Raw genomic sequence first — 18,509 nt, forward strand, 5'->3', positions numbered from 1 at the left:
TTGTGGATCAATAGACATTAATTTTTTAATTAAAGTTCATTTAACCACCAAAAAGAAAGTTTTTGTTTTATCTTTGAACAAATTAATTGTTTTTTAAGCACTTAAGCAATTTTTTTAAAAAAAAGCTTCACAAAGCCAACGGGTTTCCCTATTATGCAGGCCGTGCGGAGAGATGGCAGAGTGGTCGAATGCACCGGTCTTGAAAACCGGCATAGGTTTGTAGCCTATCTAGGGTTCAAATCCCTATCTCTCCACCACTTATTACAATAACTATGAGTACACTCTTACTTGTAGTTTATAGCACTTTAGGAGAGATGGCAGAGTGGTCGAATGCACCGGTCTTGAAAACCGGCATAGGTTTGTAGCCTATCTAGGGTTCAAATCCCTATCTCTCCACCACTATATTAAAGCCCGCTAAACAGCAGGCTTTTTGTATTGGAAACAACATTCCTCACTTAATTATGACCCGCTTTTTATCCACGAGTCATATCTAAAGTTCATTGAACGCTAATATGTATATTTTACATCACGAAACAATGTTTATTTAGCTTCATGTTTGACTTTCTTGCCGATTAAAAATCACTATAAAAAGAGTTTAAATGCAATAGAATGCGCATACTAATGTGTGTTACTTTTAAATATCTCAAAACTAAAGGTATATAAAATAGGATGTTGTGGCTAAAAGATGACTTAGAATCAAGGAAGTTAGTTATATATCGTGCTGTTATGTTCTCGTTTATAACACTTTTTGTACTTTTTATTTTTCAACCGTTTGGTACTTCAAACGATAGCGAACCCTATAAGTTACTCCGGCTATCTGGATATGGGTTAGTCACCTTTTGTGCTTTGCTCCTATCGGGTGCAATTGAAATCGCATTACTCAAAATAAACTTTAATGATAAGTTAAAACATTTAACTATTATTCCTTTTACATATTTACTGATAACAGCATTATTTAATCACGGGTATTTTGTGGTTGCAGTGCTGGGGTCTTGGCACTGGCAAAATCAATTACTCTTCGTGGGATATATATTTTGTATTGGTGTATTTCCCCTTATATTTTTACTTCTGGTAAACCGGCACGTAAAAAAATTTAATACCCTCAAGCGCAGCTGACGAAAATCAAACGCGGTTAGAAGAAACTGCGTTAGAGACAATCTCACTTAAAGGCGAAAATAAAAATGATGAGGTTAAAGTTGCTCACCATCACATCTTATTTATTAAATCTGCTGATAATTACTGTGAAATCACCATTTTTGATGGTGATAAAATAGTTCAGAGTTTATTACGAACATCACTTACAGGATTGTTAAGACAACTACCTCACAATACATCTGCTATAAAATGCCACCGTTCTTATGCGATCAACTTACAAAGCGTTAAGCATTATAGTGGTAACGCAGGTGGGTTACAGTTATCACTTAATGAATCAAATGTTACAATACCAGTGTCTCGCACCTACGTTAAAACAATAAAAGACACTTTGTTGTTAGTCCCAAAAACATGTTAACCACCCCAAAACAGTGAGTTTTATACCTTAAACTGCAGCTAAGCCCTAATGAGTCGCTTTGTGCTTATGCTATTGCCAGGATTAAGTTGAATTTAACAACTTAACGAGGAAAAGAGGTATGAAACACGCTATGCATGCGTTTCTAATAATTACTATATTTATATTTTGTCACTACGTAATGAGGCATTTTTGGGGAGATGGTTGGTCTAGCTGGTTATCTAATATTGATAACCAAACTGATATTTTATTCATTCCCGCTAAATTTACCTTTTTATATGGTCCGTTAGTTGCTGCTGCCATTGTTTTGTTTAAACAAGAGAGGTTGTTTGAGTCAATAGGACTTAGCTTTGATGGATTCATTAATTATACACTTGCAGCGTTGCTCTGTTGTATTCCTATGACTCTAGGGTATGCATTTTTAAGTAGTGAACTTCATCTTTCGATATCAGCGATCATTACGGGTTCGGTTTATGCCGGTTTTTTTGAAGAGGTTATCTTTAGAGCTGCATTATTTGGTGTGCTATTTAAATACTGCCGTTGGGGCTTTATACCTGCAGCGTTAGTTAGTTCTGTGATATTTGGTATGGGGCACATTTATCAAGGCAATGACCCTTTATCTGCAGTGATGGCAGTTACGGTAACAACGATTGCAGGGACTTGGTTTGCGTGGCTGTATTGCGAATGTGGATACCGTATTTGGTTCCCAATGTGGATGCATATTTTTATGAATGCGGCTTACGGGATCTTTGGGATGTCAGGTGGGGCAGCAGGGGATTTACAAGGTAATCTATTTAAGGCAACAGCAATTGTATTAAGTATTGTGTATGTAGAGATGCTAATTCGAAAAGGTAAACCACGCGAAGTAGTTTTATCTAAATTGCTTCAAACCCGAGCTCATTCAGCTGCGTGTGCAGTAAATTAATATTAAATGCAGGAGTTATTATGTTCGAATTATTTATGGTTATTATTGTATTTAGCTCACCCGTTCTGTTATTGGCAGCCCTTAAGCGCTACTTCAGTTATAAAACCTCAAAGGTTGAGACACAAGCAAAATTGCAAAGTGCTATTGATGCTTCAAAGATCGTAGCATTAGAAAAACAATCAAAAGTCTTAAACGAAAGGTTGGTGGTGCTAGAAGAAATTGTAACTTCTCGTCGTTTTGAACTCTCAAGCCAAATAGCTCAGTTATGACAACTGAGCTGTTTTGAGCTTAAAACTTTACGCTTATAAAAAGTGATGAGTTGATGGCGTAATGTGGTTTATTTTTGTTCGTAATTTACGACCATAGTCTCTGTTTCTAACTTTGGGTTCTTGGTGCATGCTTATAAATAGAGTTTAAGTGTGTTGTTAAGGACTATTAAATGAAACACCAATTAGCAAAAAGCGTTGCGCTTTCATTACTTTCTCCTGTGATTGTGGGTAGCCTATTAGGTATTTATTATTCAATAACGCTACAAGGTGAATTTGTCTCTATATTTTTTTCATTATTGATGACAGCCATATCTAATGCGCATATTGTTGGCTTAACAATGGCTGCATTTGTTGTCCCAGGCTATTTATTAATGTTTAAATATTCAAAAGTAAACTATTCCGGTGTTTTAACGCTTGGTTTACTTGGTGGTGCTATTTTTAGCTTTCTTTTAAGTGCCTCCACAGGCGAAATATTTTTAATAAATAGTGTTATGTCAGCAATAGCGGCAGGGCTGTTTTTATTTGGTCTTCGTAAAACTTCAAAATCATAATCGCGTCTTTATTAACCAAGGACGCTTTTAAACTACGGAAATTCCTTTTTTTTACCTGCAAAAGGTTCCAATTTTTCATCACAAAGAGTACCTTTAGCTACTGTATGTTTAATAAGAAGTAGTTTGGTATGCAAAAGCACGATTTTTACCAGTCATTAGTTAAACAAACTGAATCGCTGATTGCCGGTGAGTCGAATGTAATTGCTAATATGGCAAATATAAGCGCGCTGTTATTTACCTCTTTAGAGGATGTAAATTGGGCGGGCTTTTACTTTATTGATTCGCCGTCAGAATTAGTGCTAGGCCCATTTCAGGGTAACCCAGCATGTATCCGTATTCCAGTTGGAAAGGGTGTATGTGGAACGGCTGCAGCTACATTGCAAACACAACTAATTGAAGATGTTCATGCCTTCGATGGGCATATTGCCTGTGATGCAGCATCGAACTCTGAGATTGTTGTACCTATCATGAAACATGGTAAAATATTTGCAGTGCTAGATATTGATAGTCCTAGTATTTCTAGATTTGACACTGATGACAAAGCGGGATTAGAAGCATTGGTTAAATGCTTTGAGGCTAGCTTGTAATGAAAGATTTGCTAAATGTTCAAGACTACCTATTTGCTATACAAGATGTAGGCGACTGGGAAGGCGAAGAAGAACATGTAGCGGAAACGCTCAATGATTTGATTCACATTGCTTGGGACAAACTCCCAGATGATTTAGATTGTGAATCAATCGATGAAATAATAAATGGTATTTGGGAACACCTTCGAGGTGATATGGCTGTACTTGAAGCCGATTTCGAAGAACTGGTCGACTGGGTAATACACTATGTTGATTCGTCCCTTGATGAAAAGATGTGAAAAATAGGTTCTAAAATGGAAACCACAAACAAGCTAAAAGATATTAATGAAGTATTGGAGTTCTTGTACCAAGAATTTCCACAATGTTTTAAACAAAAAGACGGTATCAAACCGCTTAAAGTCGGTATTTTTAAAGATATTGCTGAGCGTATTGAAGGGTCTGAAAAAGTAAGCAAGACTCAAGTTCGTCAAGCACTAAGAAAATACACGTCTAACTGGCGTTATTTAGAAGCTGTGACAAAGTCGGAGTTTCGTATTGACCTTGATGGCAATGAAGGTGAAAAAGTTGAGCAAGAGCACATTGATCATGCTCAAAAAGCACTAGAAGAAAGCCGTGCAAAAATGGCGAAGCGCAAGAAACAACAGCGTCCACGTCAAGACTCAGATTCTAAAAACTTTAAGAAGAAGCCTGCACATGCAAACAAGGGCGCTGATAAAAATGCGTCAGCTAGCAAAGCAACTAAATCTGCACCCGCTAAACGTTCAGGTAAAATTGAACCTTTACCAGCAACAGAGGTCAAGGTTAATAACAAGGTTAAAGTTAAACTAGGCCAAGCACTTGTAAATGCAGTAATCACTGAAGTAAATAAAGACGACGTTCATGTTGAATTAGTGACTGGTATGCAAGTTAAAACCAAAGCAGACAGCTTATACACTGTTTAAGTTGTACATAAATTAAGGAGTTTGTATGAGTAAAAAGTTTACGCTCATTCCGGTAGTTGCAGCCCTGTTTTCAGGTTCATTATTTGCTGCTGTAGAGCCTGTCACCATTGATGATTTACCTCTACTCAAGCAAGAAAGTCAACATGGCACTGCCAGTAAGCGCGTGGCAAGCTTATTTACTCGTTCACACTATATCCCGGTTCGATTTAACGATGAACTTTCTAGTAAAGTGTACGATCGTTACATCGAATCCCTTGATTTTAATAAAAGCGTTTTTTTAGCCAGTGATATTGCGTCCTTTGAGCAATATCGCGATAGCTTTGACAACGCTTTAACTACCGGCAAGCTAGGCTTTACGTTTGATATTTTTAATTTAAGCCTAAAGCGCCGTTTTGAACGTTACGAATATTCACTTTCTTTATTAGAAAACGAAATGACGTTCGAAAAACAAGATGAATACTTTTTTGATCGTGAAGATGCAACGTGGCCAACATCGCAAGCAGAGCTAGACGAGATCTGGCGAGAGCGTGTTAAGTACGATGCATTGCGATTAAAAATGACTGGTAAAGATTGGGAAGGAATCAAAGAGATTCTTACTAAGCGTTACAAAAACGCTGAGAAACGTTTAGTTCAATCTAACTCAGAAGATGCATTTCAAATTGTTTTAAATTCTTTAGCTCGCACGATTGAAGCGCATACGTCTTACTTATCACCAAGACGTGCTGAACAATTTAAAATGGATATGGACCTAGAACTTGAAGGCATTGGCGCTGTACTAACTCCTGACGAAGATTACACCGTAATTCGTAGTCTTGTTCCAGGTGGTCCAGCAGACAAAACCGAACAAATTAAAGCAGATGACCGCATTATTGGCGTAGCACAAGACGGTGAAGATTTTACCGATGTGATTGGCTGGCGTTTAGACGATGTTGTAGATTTAATAAAAGGCCCTAAAGGTACGAAAGTACGTTTGCAATATTTGAAAGGTGCAGATGCTCATGGCACACCTAAAGTGGTCGAAATTACTCGTGACAAAATCCGTCTTGAAGACAGAGCTGCAAAGTCAGAAGTGTTTGAAGCTAAATATTCTGATTTATCAAGCAAGATTGGGGTTATTGAAATCCCAGGTTTTTACAATAATTTGTCTAAAGACGTAAAAGTTGAGTTAGCTAAATTAAAAGAGGCTAAAGTAGAGGGTATTATTATCGACTTACGTCAAAATGGTGGTGGTTCGTTATACGAAGCGACCCAGCTTTCTGGCTTGTTTTTCGATCAAGGTCCTGTTGTACAAATACATACTCTAAATAACCGAATTGAAGAGCAAAGAGATCGTGATGGAGTTACTTATTACGACGGGCCATTAACGGTTTTAGTTGATCGTTACAGTGCGTCTGCATCTGAGATTTTTGCCGCTGCAATGCAAGATTATGGTCGCGCTGTTATTATTGGCGAACAAACATTTGGTAAAGGCACTGTGCAGCAACATAAAGGTCTTGCAAGAGCGTATGATCTTTACGATAACCCATTAGGTAGCGTGCAATACACCATAGCTAAATTTTACCGTATTAATGGCGGCAGTACTCAGCACAAAGGTGTTATTCCTGACATTTCATTTCCATCGGCTATAGATCCTGCCGAGTGGGGTGAAAGTAAACAAGATAATGCACTTCCTTGGGATAGCATTGTTAAAGCAAAATATAAAAAGTTAGGAAATTTAACTCCAGTTATTCCTTACCTAGAAAAGCAGCATAAAGATCGTATTAAATCTGAACCTGAGTTCGGCTACGTGTTTGATGATATAGCGTTGTACAACGAAGAAAAAGATCGTAAAACGATTTCTTTAGTTGAAGCCACGCGTATTAAAGAAAAAGAAGAAGGTGAAGCGCGTGCATTAGTTCGTACAAATGAGCGCTTGAAACGATTAGGTAAAGATCCGGTTGAAAACCTAGATGATGTACCAGATGTAATTGATGAGCTTGACCCGTTCCTTGAAGAAGCGGCCTTAATTACTCAGGACTACATTAACTTTGGTCGCATCGCCAAAAAGTAAAAACTGGTTTTACCACTACAAAAAAGGCGCTCGTGCGCCTTTTTTGCTACCTATCACAGCCTAAATTGTTATAATCTCTAACTATTAAAAATTGAGCCGGCTTAGAAATGCTCAGTTAATACGCACTAAGTGCTAAAAATAATAATTAAACACGCTGTATGTGTGTAGGAGTCTCAACTTTGAACCCATTGGATGATAAACCAGTAAAACCCGCCTCATTTCTTGATGCATTAATTCCTATTTCAGTTTTAATTTGCTTGTTAGGGGCTGCGGTTTACTTATTTGGTGACAACTCGTCATCTGGACCAAACCAAATTGCACTTTTATTTGCAACCTTCGCAGCTGCTCTAATTGGCCTAAAAAACGGCTACACGTGGAAAAAGCTTGAGCAAGCTATGATAGAGGGTATAACGCTCTCTCTTGGCGCTATACTCATCTTATTAATGGTAGGTGCTTTGATAGGTACTTGGTTGTTATCGGGCACAGTACCAACGCTAATATATTATGGCCTGCAAGTAATTAACCCTAGTTGGTTTTATGCAGCAAGTTGTTTAATTTGTGGCATTGTGGCTATGAGCATTGGTAGCTCGTGGACCACTGCAGCTACAATTGGTGTTGCTTTATTAGGTGTTGCTACGGGTCTTGGTTTAGATCAGACAGTTACAGCTGGTGCTGTTATATCTGGTGCGTATTTTGGTGACAAACTAAGCCCACTCTCTGAAACAACTAACTTAGCGCCCGCAGTGGTTGGCTCTGACTTATTTGAACATATTCAGCATATGCTATGGACAACAGTTCCTAGCTTTGTGATTGCGCTTATTATATTTATATTTATGGGCTTTAACGCAACGGCTTCTAATGAGGCTGGGCGTTTAGACGAAATTACGCTAATTTTGGAGCAAAACTTCAATATTGGTTTTGAGATGCTCATTCCTTTAATTGTGCTTTTAGTGCTAGCAATTAAAAAAATGCCTGCTTTTCCTGCTATTTCTATTGGTGCTGTGGTTGGTGCTGTTTGGGCTATGCTATTTCAGTCTGACTTAATTGGTTCTCAAATTGATACTTCTCAAGGCGAAGTGGTTGGGTATTTCAAATTAGTATGGACGACATTTTTTGACGGTTTTAGCATCGATACCGGTGATGACAAAATGGACTCACTACTTAGCGGTGGCGGTATGGCGGGAATGTTAACAACGACGTGGTTAATTATGACTGCGCTTATGTTTGGCGCTATTATGGAAAAAACAGGCTTGTTAGACATTTTCGTAAAAAGTATTTTAAAAATAGCGAAAAGTACAGGCTCTTTAATTGCCTCTACCATTGCAACGTGTATTGGTACTAACCTCATTGCAGCCGATCAATATATTGCTATTGTGGTTCCTGGACGTATGTTTAAAGATGAATATAAAAAGCGCGGTTTAAAGCCGGTTAATTTATCTCGCACCTTAGAAGATGGCGGTACGATTACCAGTCCACTTATTCCTTGGAATACATGTGGTGCTTACATGCAAAGTGTACTTTTAATAAACCCTTTCGATTACGCACTTTACGCTTTCTTTAATTTAATTAATCCCGTTTTAGCTGTTATATATGCGTATCTCGGTATTAAGATTCTACGTATTAAGCCGAAACAATCTGCCTAAATTTAGTAGCGCCTCTTCATATAGAGGCGCTTTTTTTGGAGTAATTATGACCGACTCAAAAAAACCTCAAGCTCAATATCTCAAAGACTATAAAGCACCAAATTTTTTAATAGACCACACAGACTTAACGTTTGATCTTCAGCCTACAAATACAACGGTAACAAGCGTACTGACGTTAACGCGTGTTGGTGATAATCAATCACCTCTAATACTAGATGGCATAGATTTACGTTTAACGTCCTTATCGATAGATGCGATTGAGATAACAGATTATAGCGTTGTTGATGAACAGCTAATTATTAATAACTTACCAGAACGTTGTAAATTACGTATTGTGACCGAGATATCTCCTGAGACAAATACATCTTTAGAAGGTCTTTACTTATCTGGTGGAGCCTATTGTACACAATGTGAGGCACAGGGCTTTAGAAAGATAACATATTACATGGATCGTCCTGATGTGTTGTCTACGTTTGATGTGACTATTATTGCTGATTCAAGATACACGCATTTATTGTCTAATGGCAACCAAATTGACAAAGGTGAGACACCTGACGGCCGTCATATTTCTAAATGGCAAGACCCATTTAAAAAACCAAGCTATTTATTTGCATTAGTTGCTGGTGATTTTGATGTATTAAACGATACCTATACAACTAAAAGTGGCCGAAAAATTGATTTAGCATTATTTGTAGATAAGGGTAATTTGCCTAAAACACCGCATGCGATGCAATCACTTAAAAAATCTATGCAATGGGATGAGGAGCGTTTTAATTTAGAATATGACCTTGATATATACATGATTGTAGCCGTAGATTTCTTTAATATGGGTGCAATGGAAAACAAAGGCTTAAATATATTTAACAGTAAATGTGTTTTGGCCAATCAAGAAACAGCAACGGATAAAGATTACCATACTATTGAGTCTATAGTAGGTCATGAATACTTTCACAATTGGACTGGTAATCGTGTTACGTGCAGAGATTGGTTTCAGTTATCACTTAAAGAGGGGCTAACTGTATTTAGAGACCAAGAGTTTAGTAGTGATCTTGGATCGCGTGCACTCAACCGCATTGATGCTGTTAAGGTGATGCGTACGCATCAGTTCAGTGAAGACGCAGGGCCTATGGCGCATCCTATTCGACCCGAAAAAGTTATTGAAATGAATAACTTTTATACCGTAACAGTATACGACAAGGGTGCTGAAGTAATAAGAATGATGCATACCTTGCTTGGTGAGGTTAACTTTCAAAAAGGGATGGCGCTTTATTTTAAACGCCATGACGGCCAAGCAGTTACCTGTGACGACTTTGTCAGTGCTATGAGTGACGCATCGGGTGTTAATTTAGAGCAATTTAAGCGTTGGTATAGTCAGGCGGGTACGCCTCGCTTAAATGCTGTAGAACATTACGATAGTGCCTCAAATACCTACACACTAACCATAGAGCAATATGCACCGATTAATCAGCCCGATAACAAACCGTTGCATATCCCGTTTGCAATTGAGTTGTTGGACGAATCCGGCAGTAGTATCGAATTACAGTACAAAGGTTTAAAAGTTAGTAATGTGCTTAATGTTACCGATAAAAAGCAGAGTTATACTTTTGAGAATGTGACTTGTAAACCTGTTGCCGTGTTGTTAGAAGACTTTTCTGCTCCGTGTATCCTAACTCAACAAACAACTGAGCTTGAGCTTTTGCATATTATGCGTTTTGCACGAAGTGATTTTTCACGTTGGGATGCACAGCAACAATTGTTTATAAAAGCGGTAAAAGCAGCAATTAACTCAGATACACAATTTCAATTAAGTGAGGAGATAATTGAAGCCTTGCGTGTTTTAATTGTTTCAAAACAAGGCGATTTAGCGTTAATTGCTGAGTTATTAAAATTACCTAGCTTTGACACTTTAGCCGCAGAATTTGAAATTATTCCTGTTGATGAAATTATTCGTGTTGTAACACAGTTCGAAATACAAATTGCCACAAGCCTTAATGATGAGCTTATCGCATGTTTTGGTTCATTACATGACGATGGCAGCATAAGCGCCGAAGCGGTTGCTGTGCGCTCACTACAGCAAATTTGCCTGCATTATCTTGCAAAGGTGCCGAGCAAACAAACAGATAAATTTATTAATCTAGCTGCTAGCTCGTCAAATATGACCAATGTATTGGGGGCACTTAGCGCTGTGGTTAAAGCCTCTCATCCACTTTGTGATGATTTATTGTCGCACTTTGATAGTCAATGGCGACATGATGTACTTGTGATGGATAAGTGGTTTGCGCTTCAAGCAATGCAAACAGGTGAAGATGCTATTATTAATATTAAGTCATTATACGAGCACCCAAGTTTTGATTTTTCTAACCCCAATAGAGTCCGTGCTTTAGTGGGGAGTTTTAGCTACTTTAATACTCAGCAATTTCACCGTGCTGACGGGCAAGGATATGAATTTCTTGGTGATTTACTTGTTAAGCTGAATGCAATAAATCCACAAAATGCGTCAAGAATGCTAACACCATTTATGTCTTGGAAACGTTATGATAAAACACGTTCAGCGCTTATGAAAACGCAATTAGAACGTTTATCTAATTTAGATGGACTAAGTGACGACTTATTCGAGAAGGTTGAAAAAGCGCTTAATTAAATGCTTGAATATTACTTTAATTTAAGATTGAGCTATAACGACTGTATGGATTACTACCACGGTCGATATAGTTCTGTGCAAGTGGTTGAAGAGGGCGGAAAGTCAATTCGGTTTTCTGCCGATCATTTAAGACCGTTTGTTACAAGTTTAGGTGTCAGAGGGCGTTTTAGAATGTTACTCACCCCTGAAAATAAATTTATTCGTATTGAACGAGTGGCTTAGAGCGCTATTTTTATGTTATAAAACCATAAAAATATTGTCTTTTTGTTAATTTCAATTTGTTCTATTGTTAAATAACGTGTATAAATTATCTGGTATGACGTCTTACCAATACGTAAACGTCAGCTGACACACTATATATATGACAGATTGAATGCGACTATTTGTAATTTATACAATTCGCTTCTATCGTTACGATTACACTAAAAACAATAACTTGATCACACAATATGACCCGCGACAGGGGGGAACCACAATGATAAGAAGATCGCTTTTTGTTAAAAACAAAATCGCTATAGGTTTAGCAGCCGCTAGTTTAGCTTTAACTACAGCAAGTTCACAGGCTGTAACATTTGACGCCGGAGGGTTTGATATAACCTTCGATTCAACTTTTTCTTACGGCCAAAGTATTCGTGTAGAAGATAGAGACTTTAGCTTAATAGGTAAAAGTAATAACCCTGCTTTTGATTGGACTGGTTACAACCCAGCCTTAAACACTATTTACTCATCTCAAGATGTATGGGCTCAACCTGGCTCTTATTCAAATAATGGTGATGCTGGTAATTTAAATTTTGACAGTGGTGACTCATTTTCAAAACTTTTGAAGGGAACACACGACCTTTCAATAAATAAAGATAACTACGGTTTGTTCACTCGCTTCATGTATTTTTATGACTTTGCGTTGATGGATGGTGACTTTGCCTATGCAAACCCTACATCAGGTCAAAGCGTAGATCCTTGTGATGATGAAGATACAAAAGAACAGAGCTGTGCAGACATTCGCCTACTTGATGCATTTGTTTGGGCTGATTTCGACTTAAACGACGGCAAAAACCCACTTTCAGTACGTCTTGGTCAACAAGTTGTTAACTGGGGTGAGAGTACACTTTTATCTCATGGTATTAACGTAAACCCAGTTGATATTGACCGATTGAAAGCGCCAGGTGCTGAGCTTAAAGAAGCATTTATTCCTGTTGGTATGCTTTGGGCATCGCTTGGCATTACTGACAACATTACCCTTGAAGGTTTCTACCAATACCAATGGCAAGAAACGCGTTTACCAGCAGCTGGTACGTATTTTTCGACTAATGACTTTGCAGCAGAAAATGGTTACCAACAAAATGTTCAGCTAGGCTTTACGTCTAACCCTGATATAGATGTTGCATTTTTAACTGAAAGTTTAAATAACTTAACTGCAACCTATGCTCAAGTAGCTGCGGCTCAGGGTATTGATCCTACAAGTGCAGAAGGCCAAGCTCTACTAGCTAATATGTACCTAGCGCACCCAACCAAGGTTGCACTTAAAGGTAAAGGAGATAATGGTAAAACAGAGCCTGAAGATGGCGGTCAGTATGGTTTACGTTTAGGTGTATTTTTACCTGAATTTAATGATACTGAAATTGCACTCTATCACGTGAATTATCATAGCCGTCGTCCGCTTATATCTGGTCGCGTATCAAACTTTTCACAAGCTGCAATTGCCCAAGATTTAGCGATGATCATGACAACAGAAATCACGTCAGATAATGTTGCTGATTTAACTGCTTTTTCTAAAGCTGAAAACGAGTACCCTGAAGATATTAAGTTATATGGTTTAAGTTTTAATACGACTATTGGCGAAACAGCGTTTGCAGGTGAATTTGCTTTTCGCCAAGATGAACCGCTACAAATTGATGACGTAGAGTTACTTTACACAGCTATGCCTGAGCAATTGGCGGTTGCTGGTATTCGTCCTGATTTTGCGGGTATTTCGCAAATGAGTATAGGCGATGCGGTAAGCTCAGTTGGTGCAGGTGAAGTTGCCAAAGGCTACATTGAACGCGACACATCACAAATTCAATTTACAGCAACACATTTATTTGGTCCTTCATTAGGTGCTGATAGCTGGGCTGTAGTTGGTGAAGTGGGTGTAGTTAAAATTCACGATATGCCTGGCTATGACGAAATGCGTTTAAATGTATCAGGCACTGGCCGTAGTGGCACAATAACAGGCCCAGGTACTACTGATTATTCAACATTGCAACTTGGTCTATCAAATGGCGCTGAAGAGAAATCATTCGCTACAGCATCGTCTTGGGGTTACCGCCTAATTGCGAAAGGCGATTACTTCAACTTTTACAAAGGTATTAACTTTTCACCACGTTTTGTATTTTCTCATGACGTAAACGGTAATACACCAGATCCTATGTTCTTGTTCATTGAAGATCGTAAGTCATTAGGTGCTACGATGAACTTTAACTACCAAAATGCGTGGTCACTTGATGTGAGCTATAACTCGTTTTGGGGCGGTGGCGGTGTTAATACATTCTCAGACCGCGATTACGTTTCTTTTAACTTAAAATATTCTATTTAGGGGTAACATTACTATGATTAAAAAACCTACCCTCATTGCAGCAGCTTTTGCTAGCTTGTTTGCAAGTAATGCTACTTTAGCAAAACTATCAGCTGAAGAAGTAGCGCGTTTAGGTCAAGATTTAACGCCAATGGGCGCCGAAAAAGCAGGTAACGCTGACGGCTCAATTCCAGCATGGAACAATGGTATTACTGCAGCTCCTGCAGGGTACGATGTTGGCATGCATCACCTAGACCCTTTTTCAAGTGATAAAGTGCTTTTCACTATTGATAAATCAAACATCGATAAATATAAAGCTAACTTGAGCCCAGGCCAAATTGCTTTGTTTGAAGCGTATCCAGACACATTCAAAATGCCAGTGTATGAGACACGCCGTTCGGCCTCATATCCTCAGTTTGTTTATGATGCAACTAAAGAGTTTGCGCCTACTGCCGAATTGATTGAAGGCGGAAACGGAATTAAAAATACGGCTATTGGTATTCCATTTCCCATCCCTAAAACAGGTTTAGAAGCAATTTGGAACCATTTATTACGTTTTAGAGGTGAGTCAATCGAACGTTTTGGTGGACAAGCTGCACCTACAGCATCAGGTTCTTACAACTATGTTGGTTTTGATGAACAGCTACTTGTTAAATATTCTGATCCAAGTGCTACACCTGCCGAGCTGCAAGATTCAAACATATTGTTTAAGTTTAAACAGAGTGTTACTCAACCGGCACGTCTTGCGGGTACTGCATTACTAGTACATGAAACAATGGACCAAATATTAACGCCACGCCAAGCATGGACATATAATTCTGGTCAGCGACGTGTTCGCCGTGCACCAAACGTTGCTTATGACGCACCGGGTACTGCAGCAGATAGCTTACGTACTACTGATGACTTTGATATGTTCAATGGCTCACCAAACCGTTACAACTGGACGCTTAAAGGTAAGCAAGAGCTTTATGTTCCATATAATAGCTACAAGCTTCACAGTGACAAGCTAGAGTATGATGACATTTTAAAGCCTGGCCACATCAATCCTGAGCATACTCGTTATGAAAAGCACCGTGTTTGGGTAGTAGAGGCTAACCTTAAAGATGATACGCGTCACATTTATAAAAAACGTGTGTTTTATATAGATGAAGATAGCTGGCAAGTAACGGTAACAGACATTTACGATAACCGTGATCAGCTTTATCGTGTAGCAATGGCTTACGGTCTTAACTACTACGAAGTACCCACTCAGTGGAGTACGTTAGAAGTTTATCATGATTTGAATTCACGTCGTTATTTAGCAATTGGTTTAGATAACCAAGAAAAAATGTACGATTTTTCAAAATCATTTAATGATAATGAATTTACATCTAGCGCCTTACGTCGCGCAGGTAGATAAATTAAAACTAGGCACCTAATTTTAAGTTAGGTGCCTTTTTCCTTTCTCATCGCGTTTGTCTTTCAACGCAAAAACTTTCCTCGTTTACAAAGACAAACACTCCTTTCAGTTCAAGGCGATTAAAATTTATGAAGTATTTGGTATGTGCCAGCCTGATTATAAGCGGTGCGAGTTTTGCTCAAGATACACCAAAAAACGCAATTAGTGCGCCTAATGCACAAAAAACACTATTAACTGACATTATCAATACAGGCAATGAATTAGTTGCTGTAGGTAAACATGGAACAGTTATAAAAAGTACAAATGGTGAAATGTGGCAACAAGCAGAATTAGTGCCTACGCAAGTGTTATTAACCGCTGTTGATTTTAGTGATGAAAACAACGGTTGGGCATGTGGGCACGATGCCACAATTATTAACACTGTTGATGGTGGTAATAATTGGCAATTACAACAGGCTAAGCCTTCTTTAGATAAGCCGTGTTTAGATATTTTATTTAAAGATAAATTAGAAGGCTTTGCCGTGGGTGCGTATGGCATGTTTTACCATACCACCGATGGTGGTAAACAGTGGGAAAAACGATTTTTAGATTCTCTATTGTTCAGTGAAGACAGAGATTATTTAAACGACTTAAAAAACAATGATCCTGAAGGATACGAGGCCGAAACAGCATCAATCCTGCCACATTTTAATCGAATTGAACAAACTTCTGAAGGCTTAATGCTTGTTGGTGAGATGGGCTTACTAGCGAGAAGCACAGATAACGGTAAAACTTGGCTGCGTCTTGAAGAAATATACCCAGGTTCTTTCTTCGCTTTTAATTCAGATAATTCTCAAGAAGTAGTCGCAGGGCTTAGAGGTAATGTATTCAGCAAGCAGCGTGATGAAGATGAGTGGCTTCACCTTGAGAGTACTAAAGCTGCTACTGTAAACAGTATTATTAATTACAATAACAAACAGTGGTTAATGCTAGCAAATAGCGGGGTGATTTTTCACTTACAGGATGGTTTATTAACTCATGAGCAACTTGCCGATGGTAAAGCGATACTTGGTGGTGTGATTAAAAATAATAAATTGGTAATGGCTACTGAAGATGGCATTAAAGTGAAGGAGTTGACCCCTTAATGCATACTATTTTAGATTTTATAGAAAAAGCGATTTTTAGACATCGCTTAGTTGTGCTTATAAGTTTTGCAATTATTACTTGTTTGCTTATTTTTAAAGCCACGCACATTCAACTAGATGCTTCGTTTAATAAAAATATCCCTTTAAATCACGAATACATGAAAGTGTATACCAAGCATGAAAAGCAGTTTGGTGGTGCGAATAGTATTTTAATTTCAGTGTGTGATGACAGTGGTAACATATTCAATCCAGAATTTTTTACTCAGTTAAAAGCTGTTCATGATCAGCTTTATTTTATACCCGGTGTAAACAGACCGCTCGTAAACTCTATATTTGCTCCTAGCGCCCGATTTGTCGAAGTGGTTGAGGATGGTTTTGCCGGTGGCCCAATTATTCCTGCAAACTTTAAGGCAAACGAACGTGGCTTAGCCGTTGTTAAAGAAAATATAGAAAAAGCAAAAGTTGTTGGTCGTATGATTGCAAGCGACTATTCGTGTGCAATGGTAACAGCGCAATTATTAGAAACTGACCCACAAACGCAAGAAAAGTTAGACACCTTAGCCTTTGCAGAAAAGCTCGAAACAGAGTTAAGAGAGCCTCTGAGTACGGACAAAGTAAGTATTCATATTATCGGTTTTGCAAAGATGGCTGGTGATATTGCAGAAGGGGCTAAAGGCGTTGTGTTATTTTTTGCAATTGCCATAGCCTTCACATTTATTATGGTTTGGCTGTTCTGTGGAAGCTTAAAGCTTACAATCTTACCCATTGCATGCTCGATCATTGCGGTTGCATGGCAGTTAGGGTTGCTTTCAAGCCTTGGCTTTGGACTTGATCCAATGTCGATATTAGTTCCATTTTTAGTATTTGCTATTGGTGTTAGCCATGGCGTACAAATGATAAACGCGATAGGTAAAAAAGTAAGCGAAGGGAAAAGTACGCGAGTTTGCTGTCAATCAAGTTTTAGAGCGCTTTTAATTCCAGGTGGTATTGCTCTTTTATCAGACACTGTTGGCTTTTTAACTTTGTTGACGATTGATATAGGTATTATCCGTGAGCTTGCAATTACTGCTAGCTTAGGTGTTGCGGTTATTATATTTACTAACTTAATTCTATTGCCTGTTTGGGCTTCATACATGCAATTTGAAAATAGCATTCATATTCAATCAGGTGACGCTAACAAGCCAAATATGCTTGATAAAGTTAGGGATTTATTGGTAAAAGCAACCGATCCTAAAGCAGCTAAAATCATTATTGGCTTTACGCTTGTTTTATTTGCTTTTGGTTACTGGCAAGCTGATAAAATGCGGATAGGTGATTTGCATGCAGGTGCTCCGTCACTTCATCAAGATGCTCGCTATAATCAGGATACTTTTTTAATATCGGACAGGTACACTATTTCATCAGATATTTTAAAAGTGATAGTTGAAGCTTATCCAGCAGCATGTACAGAATATGATGTAATGGAGCGCATTAGCCGTTTTCAATACAAAGTTGAAAATGTTGCAGGTGTTCAATCTGCAGTTAGTTTAAGTTCGGTTGCTCAGTCTGTTAATGCGGGTTACAACGAAGGTAATTTAAAATGGCAGAGCTTGCCGCGTAATTCGGCTTCATTAGTGCAGTCAACTGCGCGTGTTGAAACAAGCACAGGGTTACTGAACGGTGATTGTTCTGTGATGCCTGTTATTATCTTTTTAGATGATCACAAAGCGCAGACTATCGACCGCGTTATTGCAAGCGTTAAACAGTTCGCAAATGAAGAAGGGACAGAAAAGCTTGCCTTTAAATTAGCGTCTGGTCCTGTCGGCGTAATGGCCGCTACAAACGAGTCAGTGTCTGAGGCTCAAATACCAATGATGCTATATGTATACGGTGCTGTTATTGCATTATGCTTACTGAGTTTTAGAAGCGTAAAAGCGACTATTGCTGTGGTGTTACCGCTTTATATAGTATCAACGCTTGCACAAGCGTTAATGGTACAGCTAGAAATTGGCCTAACAGTATCAACCTTACCAGTTATTGCCCTAGGGGTAGGTATTGGTGTGGATTACGGTATTTATATACTTTCGTCGATGATGGGGCAGCTTAAACAAAATGTACCATTGTCGATTGCTTATCGTAATGCACTCATTGAACGCGGTAGTGCGGTACTATTTACCGGTATTACTCTCGCCATTGGTGTAAGCACATGGATTTTTTCAGATTTGAAATTCCAAGTTGATATGGGAATACTTCTTACCTTCATGTTTTTAGTGAATATGTTAGGTGCAGTGCTGTTATTACCTGCAATTGGAAGTCTTCTGTGGACCGACCAGAAAAAATAA

15 protein-coding genes and 2 tRNA genes are annotated in these 18,509 nt (G+C 38.5%); all 17 read left to right on the forward strand.

The genetic code is table 11. The annotated features are described in order from the left end of the window. The first annotated feature begins 166 nt into the window (after positions 1-166). The 17 genes from P20480_RS14665 (at position 167) to P20480_RS14590 (ending at position 18,509) form a co-directional block, all read left to right on the forward strand. Positions 167-257: transfer RNA gene (locus tag P20480_RS14665), tRNA-Ser, on the forward strand. 51 nt (positions 258-308) lie between these two features. Beyond that, a tRNA-Ser gene (locus tag P20480_RS14660) sits at positions 309-399 on the forward strand. An 853-nt stretch (positions 400-1,252) separates the two neighbouring features. Continuing rightward, positions 1,253-1,510 (forward strand): LytTR family transcriptional regulator DNA-binding domain-containing protein, encoded by a 258-nt coding sequence (locus tag P20480_RS19750; protein WP_238530281.1) that lies wholly within the window; start codon positions 1,253-1,255, stop codon positions 1,508-1,510. 118 nt (positions 1,511-1,628) lie between these two features. Then, positions 1,629-2,432: a CPBP family intramembrane glutamic endopeptidase gene (locus P20480_RS14655; protein WP_008127304.1), complete on the forward strand. Its 804-nt coding sequence runs from the start codon at positions 1,629-1,631 to the stop codon at positions 2,430-2,432. 20 nt (positions 2,433-2,452) lie between these two features. Next, entirely contained in the window at positions 2,453-2,701 is a 249-nt protein-coding gene (locus P20480_RS14650; RefSeq protein WP_008127306.1) for a hypothetical protein, read from the forward strand. A 170-nt stretch (positions 2,702-2,871) separates the two neighbouring features. After that, positions 2,872-3,252: a hypothetical protein gene (locus P20480_RS14645; protein WP_008127308.1), complete on the forward strand. Its 381-nt coding sequence runs from the start codon at positions 2,872-2,874 to the stop codon at positions 3,250-3,252. 128 nt (positions 3,253-3,380) lie between these two features. Then, positions 3,381-3,839, forward strand: coding sequence for a GAF domain-containing protein (locus tag P20480_RS14640; protein ID WP_006792823.1), 459 nt, complete (start codon positions 3,381-3,383; stop codon positions 3,837-3,839). Next, complete coding sequence (locus tag P20480_RS14635) at positions 3,839-4,117, forward strand: hypothetical protein (protein ID WP_006792822.1); 279 nt, start codon at positions 3,839-3,841, stop codon at positions 4,115-4,117. The genes P20480_RS14640 and P20480_RS14635 overlap by 1 nt, the downstream gene beginning before the upstream one ends. A 15-nt stretch (positions 4,118-4,132) precedes the next feature. Continuing rightward, a complete protein-coding gene (gene proQ / locus P20480_RS14630; protein WP_006792821.1) occupies positions 4,133-4,780 on the forward strand; it encodes an RNA chaperone ProQ in 648 nt (215 codons plus the stop codon). Between the two features lie 25 nt (positions 4,781-4,805). Beyond that, positions 4,806-6,830, forward strand: a complete 2,025-nt coding sequence (gene prc, locus P20480_RS14625) for a carboxy terminal-processing peptidase (RefSeq protein WP_008127311.1) — start codon at positions 4,806-4,808, stop codon at positions 6,828-6,830. 179 nt (positions 6,831-7,009) lie between these two features. Further along, complete coding sequence (nhaC, locus tag P20480_RS14620; protein WP_006792819.1) at positions 7,010-8,473, forward strand: Na+/H+ antiporter NhaC; 1,464 nt, start codon at positions 7,010-7,012, stop codon at positions 8,471-8,473. A gap of 46 nt (positions 8,474-8,519) precedes the next feature. Next, a complete protein-coding gene (gene pepN / locus P20480_RS14615) occupies positions 8,520-11,114 on the forward strand; it encodes an aminopeptidase N (protein WP_008127313.1) in 2,595 nt (864 codons plus the stop codon). Further along, positions 11,115-11,336 (forward strand): DUF2835 domain-containing protein, encoded by a 222-nt coding sequence (locus P20480_RS14610; protein ID WP_008127316.1) that lies wholly within the window; start codon positions 11,115-11,117, stop codon positions 11,334-11,336. A gap of 253 nt (positions 11,337-11,589) precedes the next feature. Then, positions 11,590-13,686 (forward strand): DUF1302 domain-containing protein, encoded by a 2,097-nt coding sequence (locus P20480_RS14605; protein ID WP_008127317.1) that lies wholly within the window; start codon positions 11,590-11,592, stop codon positions 13,684-13,686. A 13-nt stretch (positions 13,687-13,699) separates the two neighbouring features. Beyond that, positions 13,700-15,064: a DUF1329 domain-containing protein gene (locus tag P20480_RS14600; protein WP_008127319.1), complete on the forward strand. Its 1,365-nt coding sequence runs from the start codon at positions 13,700-13,702 to the stop codon at positions 15,062-15,064. A 128-nt stretch (positions 15,065-15,192) separates the two neighbouring features. Further along, entirely contained in the window at positions 15,193-16,188 is a 996-nt protein-coding gene (locus P20480_RS14595) for a WD40/YVTN/BNR-like repeat-containing protein (protein ID WP_008127321.1), read from the forward strand. After that, positions 16,188-18,509, forward strand: a complete 2,322-nt coding sequence (locus P20480_RS14590) for an efflux RND transporter permease subunit (RefSeq protein WP_008127323.1) — start codon at positions 16,188-16,190, stop codon at positions 18,507-18,509. Before P20480_RS14595 ends, P20480_RS14590 begins: the two co-directional genes overlap by 1 nt.

Source organism: Pseudoalteromonas sp. BSi20480, from assembly GCF_000241365.1.
GTDB classification, from domain to species: domain Bacteria; phylum Pseudomonadota; class Gammaproteobacteria; order Enterobacterales; family Alteromonadaceae; genus Pseudoalteromonas; species Pseudoalteromonas marina.

Coding starts and splice junctions, on each gene's coding strand:
- P20480_RS14655 (WP_008127304.1), top strand. CDS start 1,629: ATGAAACACGCTATGCATGCGTTTCTAATAATTACTATATTTATATTT.
- P20480_RS14650 (WP_008127306.1), top strand. CDS start 2,453: ATGTTCGAATTATTTATGGTTATTATTGTATTTAGCTCACCCGTTCTG.
- P20480_RS14645 (WP_008127308.1), top strand. CDS start 2,872: ATGAAACACCAATTAGCAAAAAGCGTTGCGCTTTCATTACTTTCTCCT.
- P20480_RS14640 (WP_006792823.1), top strand. CDS start 3,381: ATGCAAAAGCACGATTTTTACCAGTCATTAGTTAAACAAACTGAATCG.
- P20480_RS14635 (WP_006792822.1), top strand. CDS start 3,839: ATGAAAGATTTGCTAAATGTTCAAGACTACCTATTTGCTATACAAGAT.
- proQ (WP_006792821.1), top strand. CDS start 4,133: ATGGAAACCACAAACAAGCTAAAAGATATTAATGAAGTATTGGAGTTC.
- prc (WP_008127311.1), top strand. CDS start 4,806: ATGAGTAAAAAGTTTACGCTCATTCCGGTAGTTGCAGCCCTGTTTTCA.
- pepN (WP_008127313.1), top strand. CDS start 8,520: ATGACCGACTCAAAAAAACCTCAAGCTCAATATCTCAAAGACTATAAA.
- P20480_RS14610 (WP_008127316.1), top strand. CDS start 11,115: ATGCTTGAATATTACTTTAATTTAAGATTGAGCTATAACGACTGTATG.
- P20480_RS14605 (WP_008127317.1), top strand. CDS start 11,590: ATGATAAGAAGATCGCTTTTTGTTAAAAACAAAATCGCTATAGGTTTA.
- P20480_RS14600 (WP_008127319.1), top strand. CDS start 13,700: ATGATTAAAAAACCTACCCTCATTGCAGCAGCTTTTGCTAGCTTGTTT.
- P20480_RS14595 (WP_008127321.1), top strand. CDS start 15,193: ATGAAGTATTTGGTATGTGCCAGCCTGATTATAAGCGGTGCGAGTTTT.
- P20480_RS14590 (WP_008127323.1), top strand. CDS start 16,188: ATGCATACTATTTTAGATTTTATAGAAAAAGCGATTTTTAGACATCGC.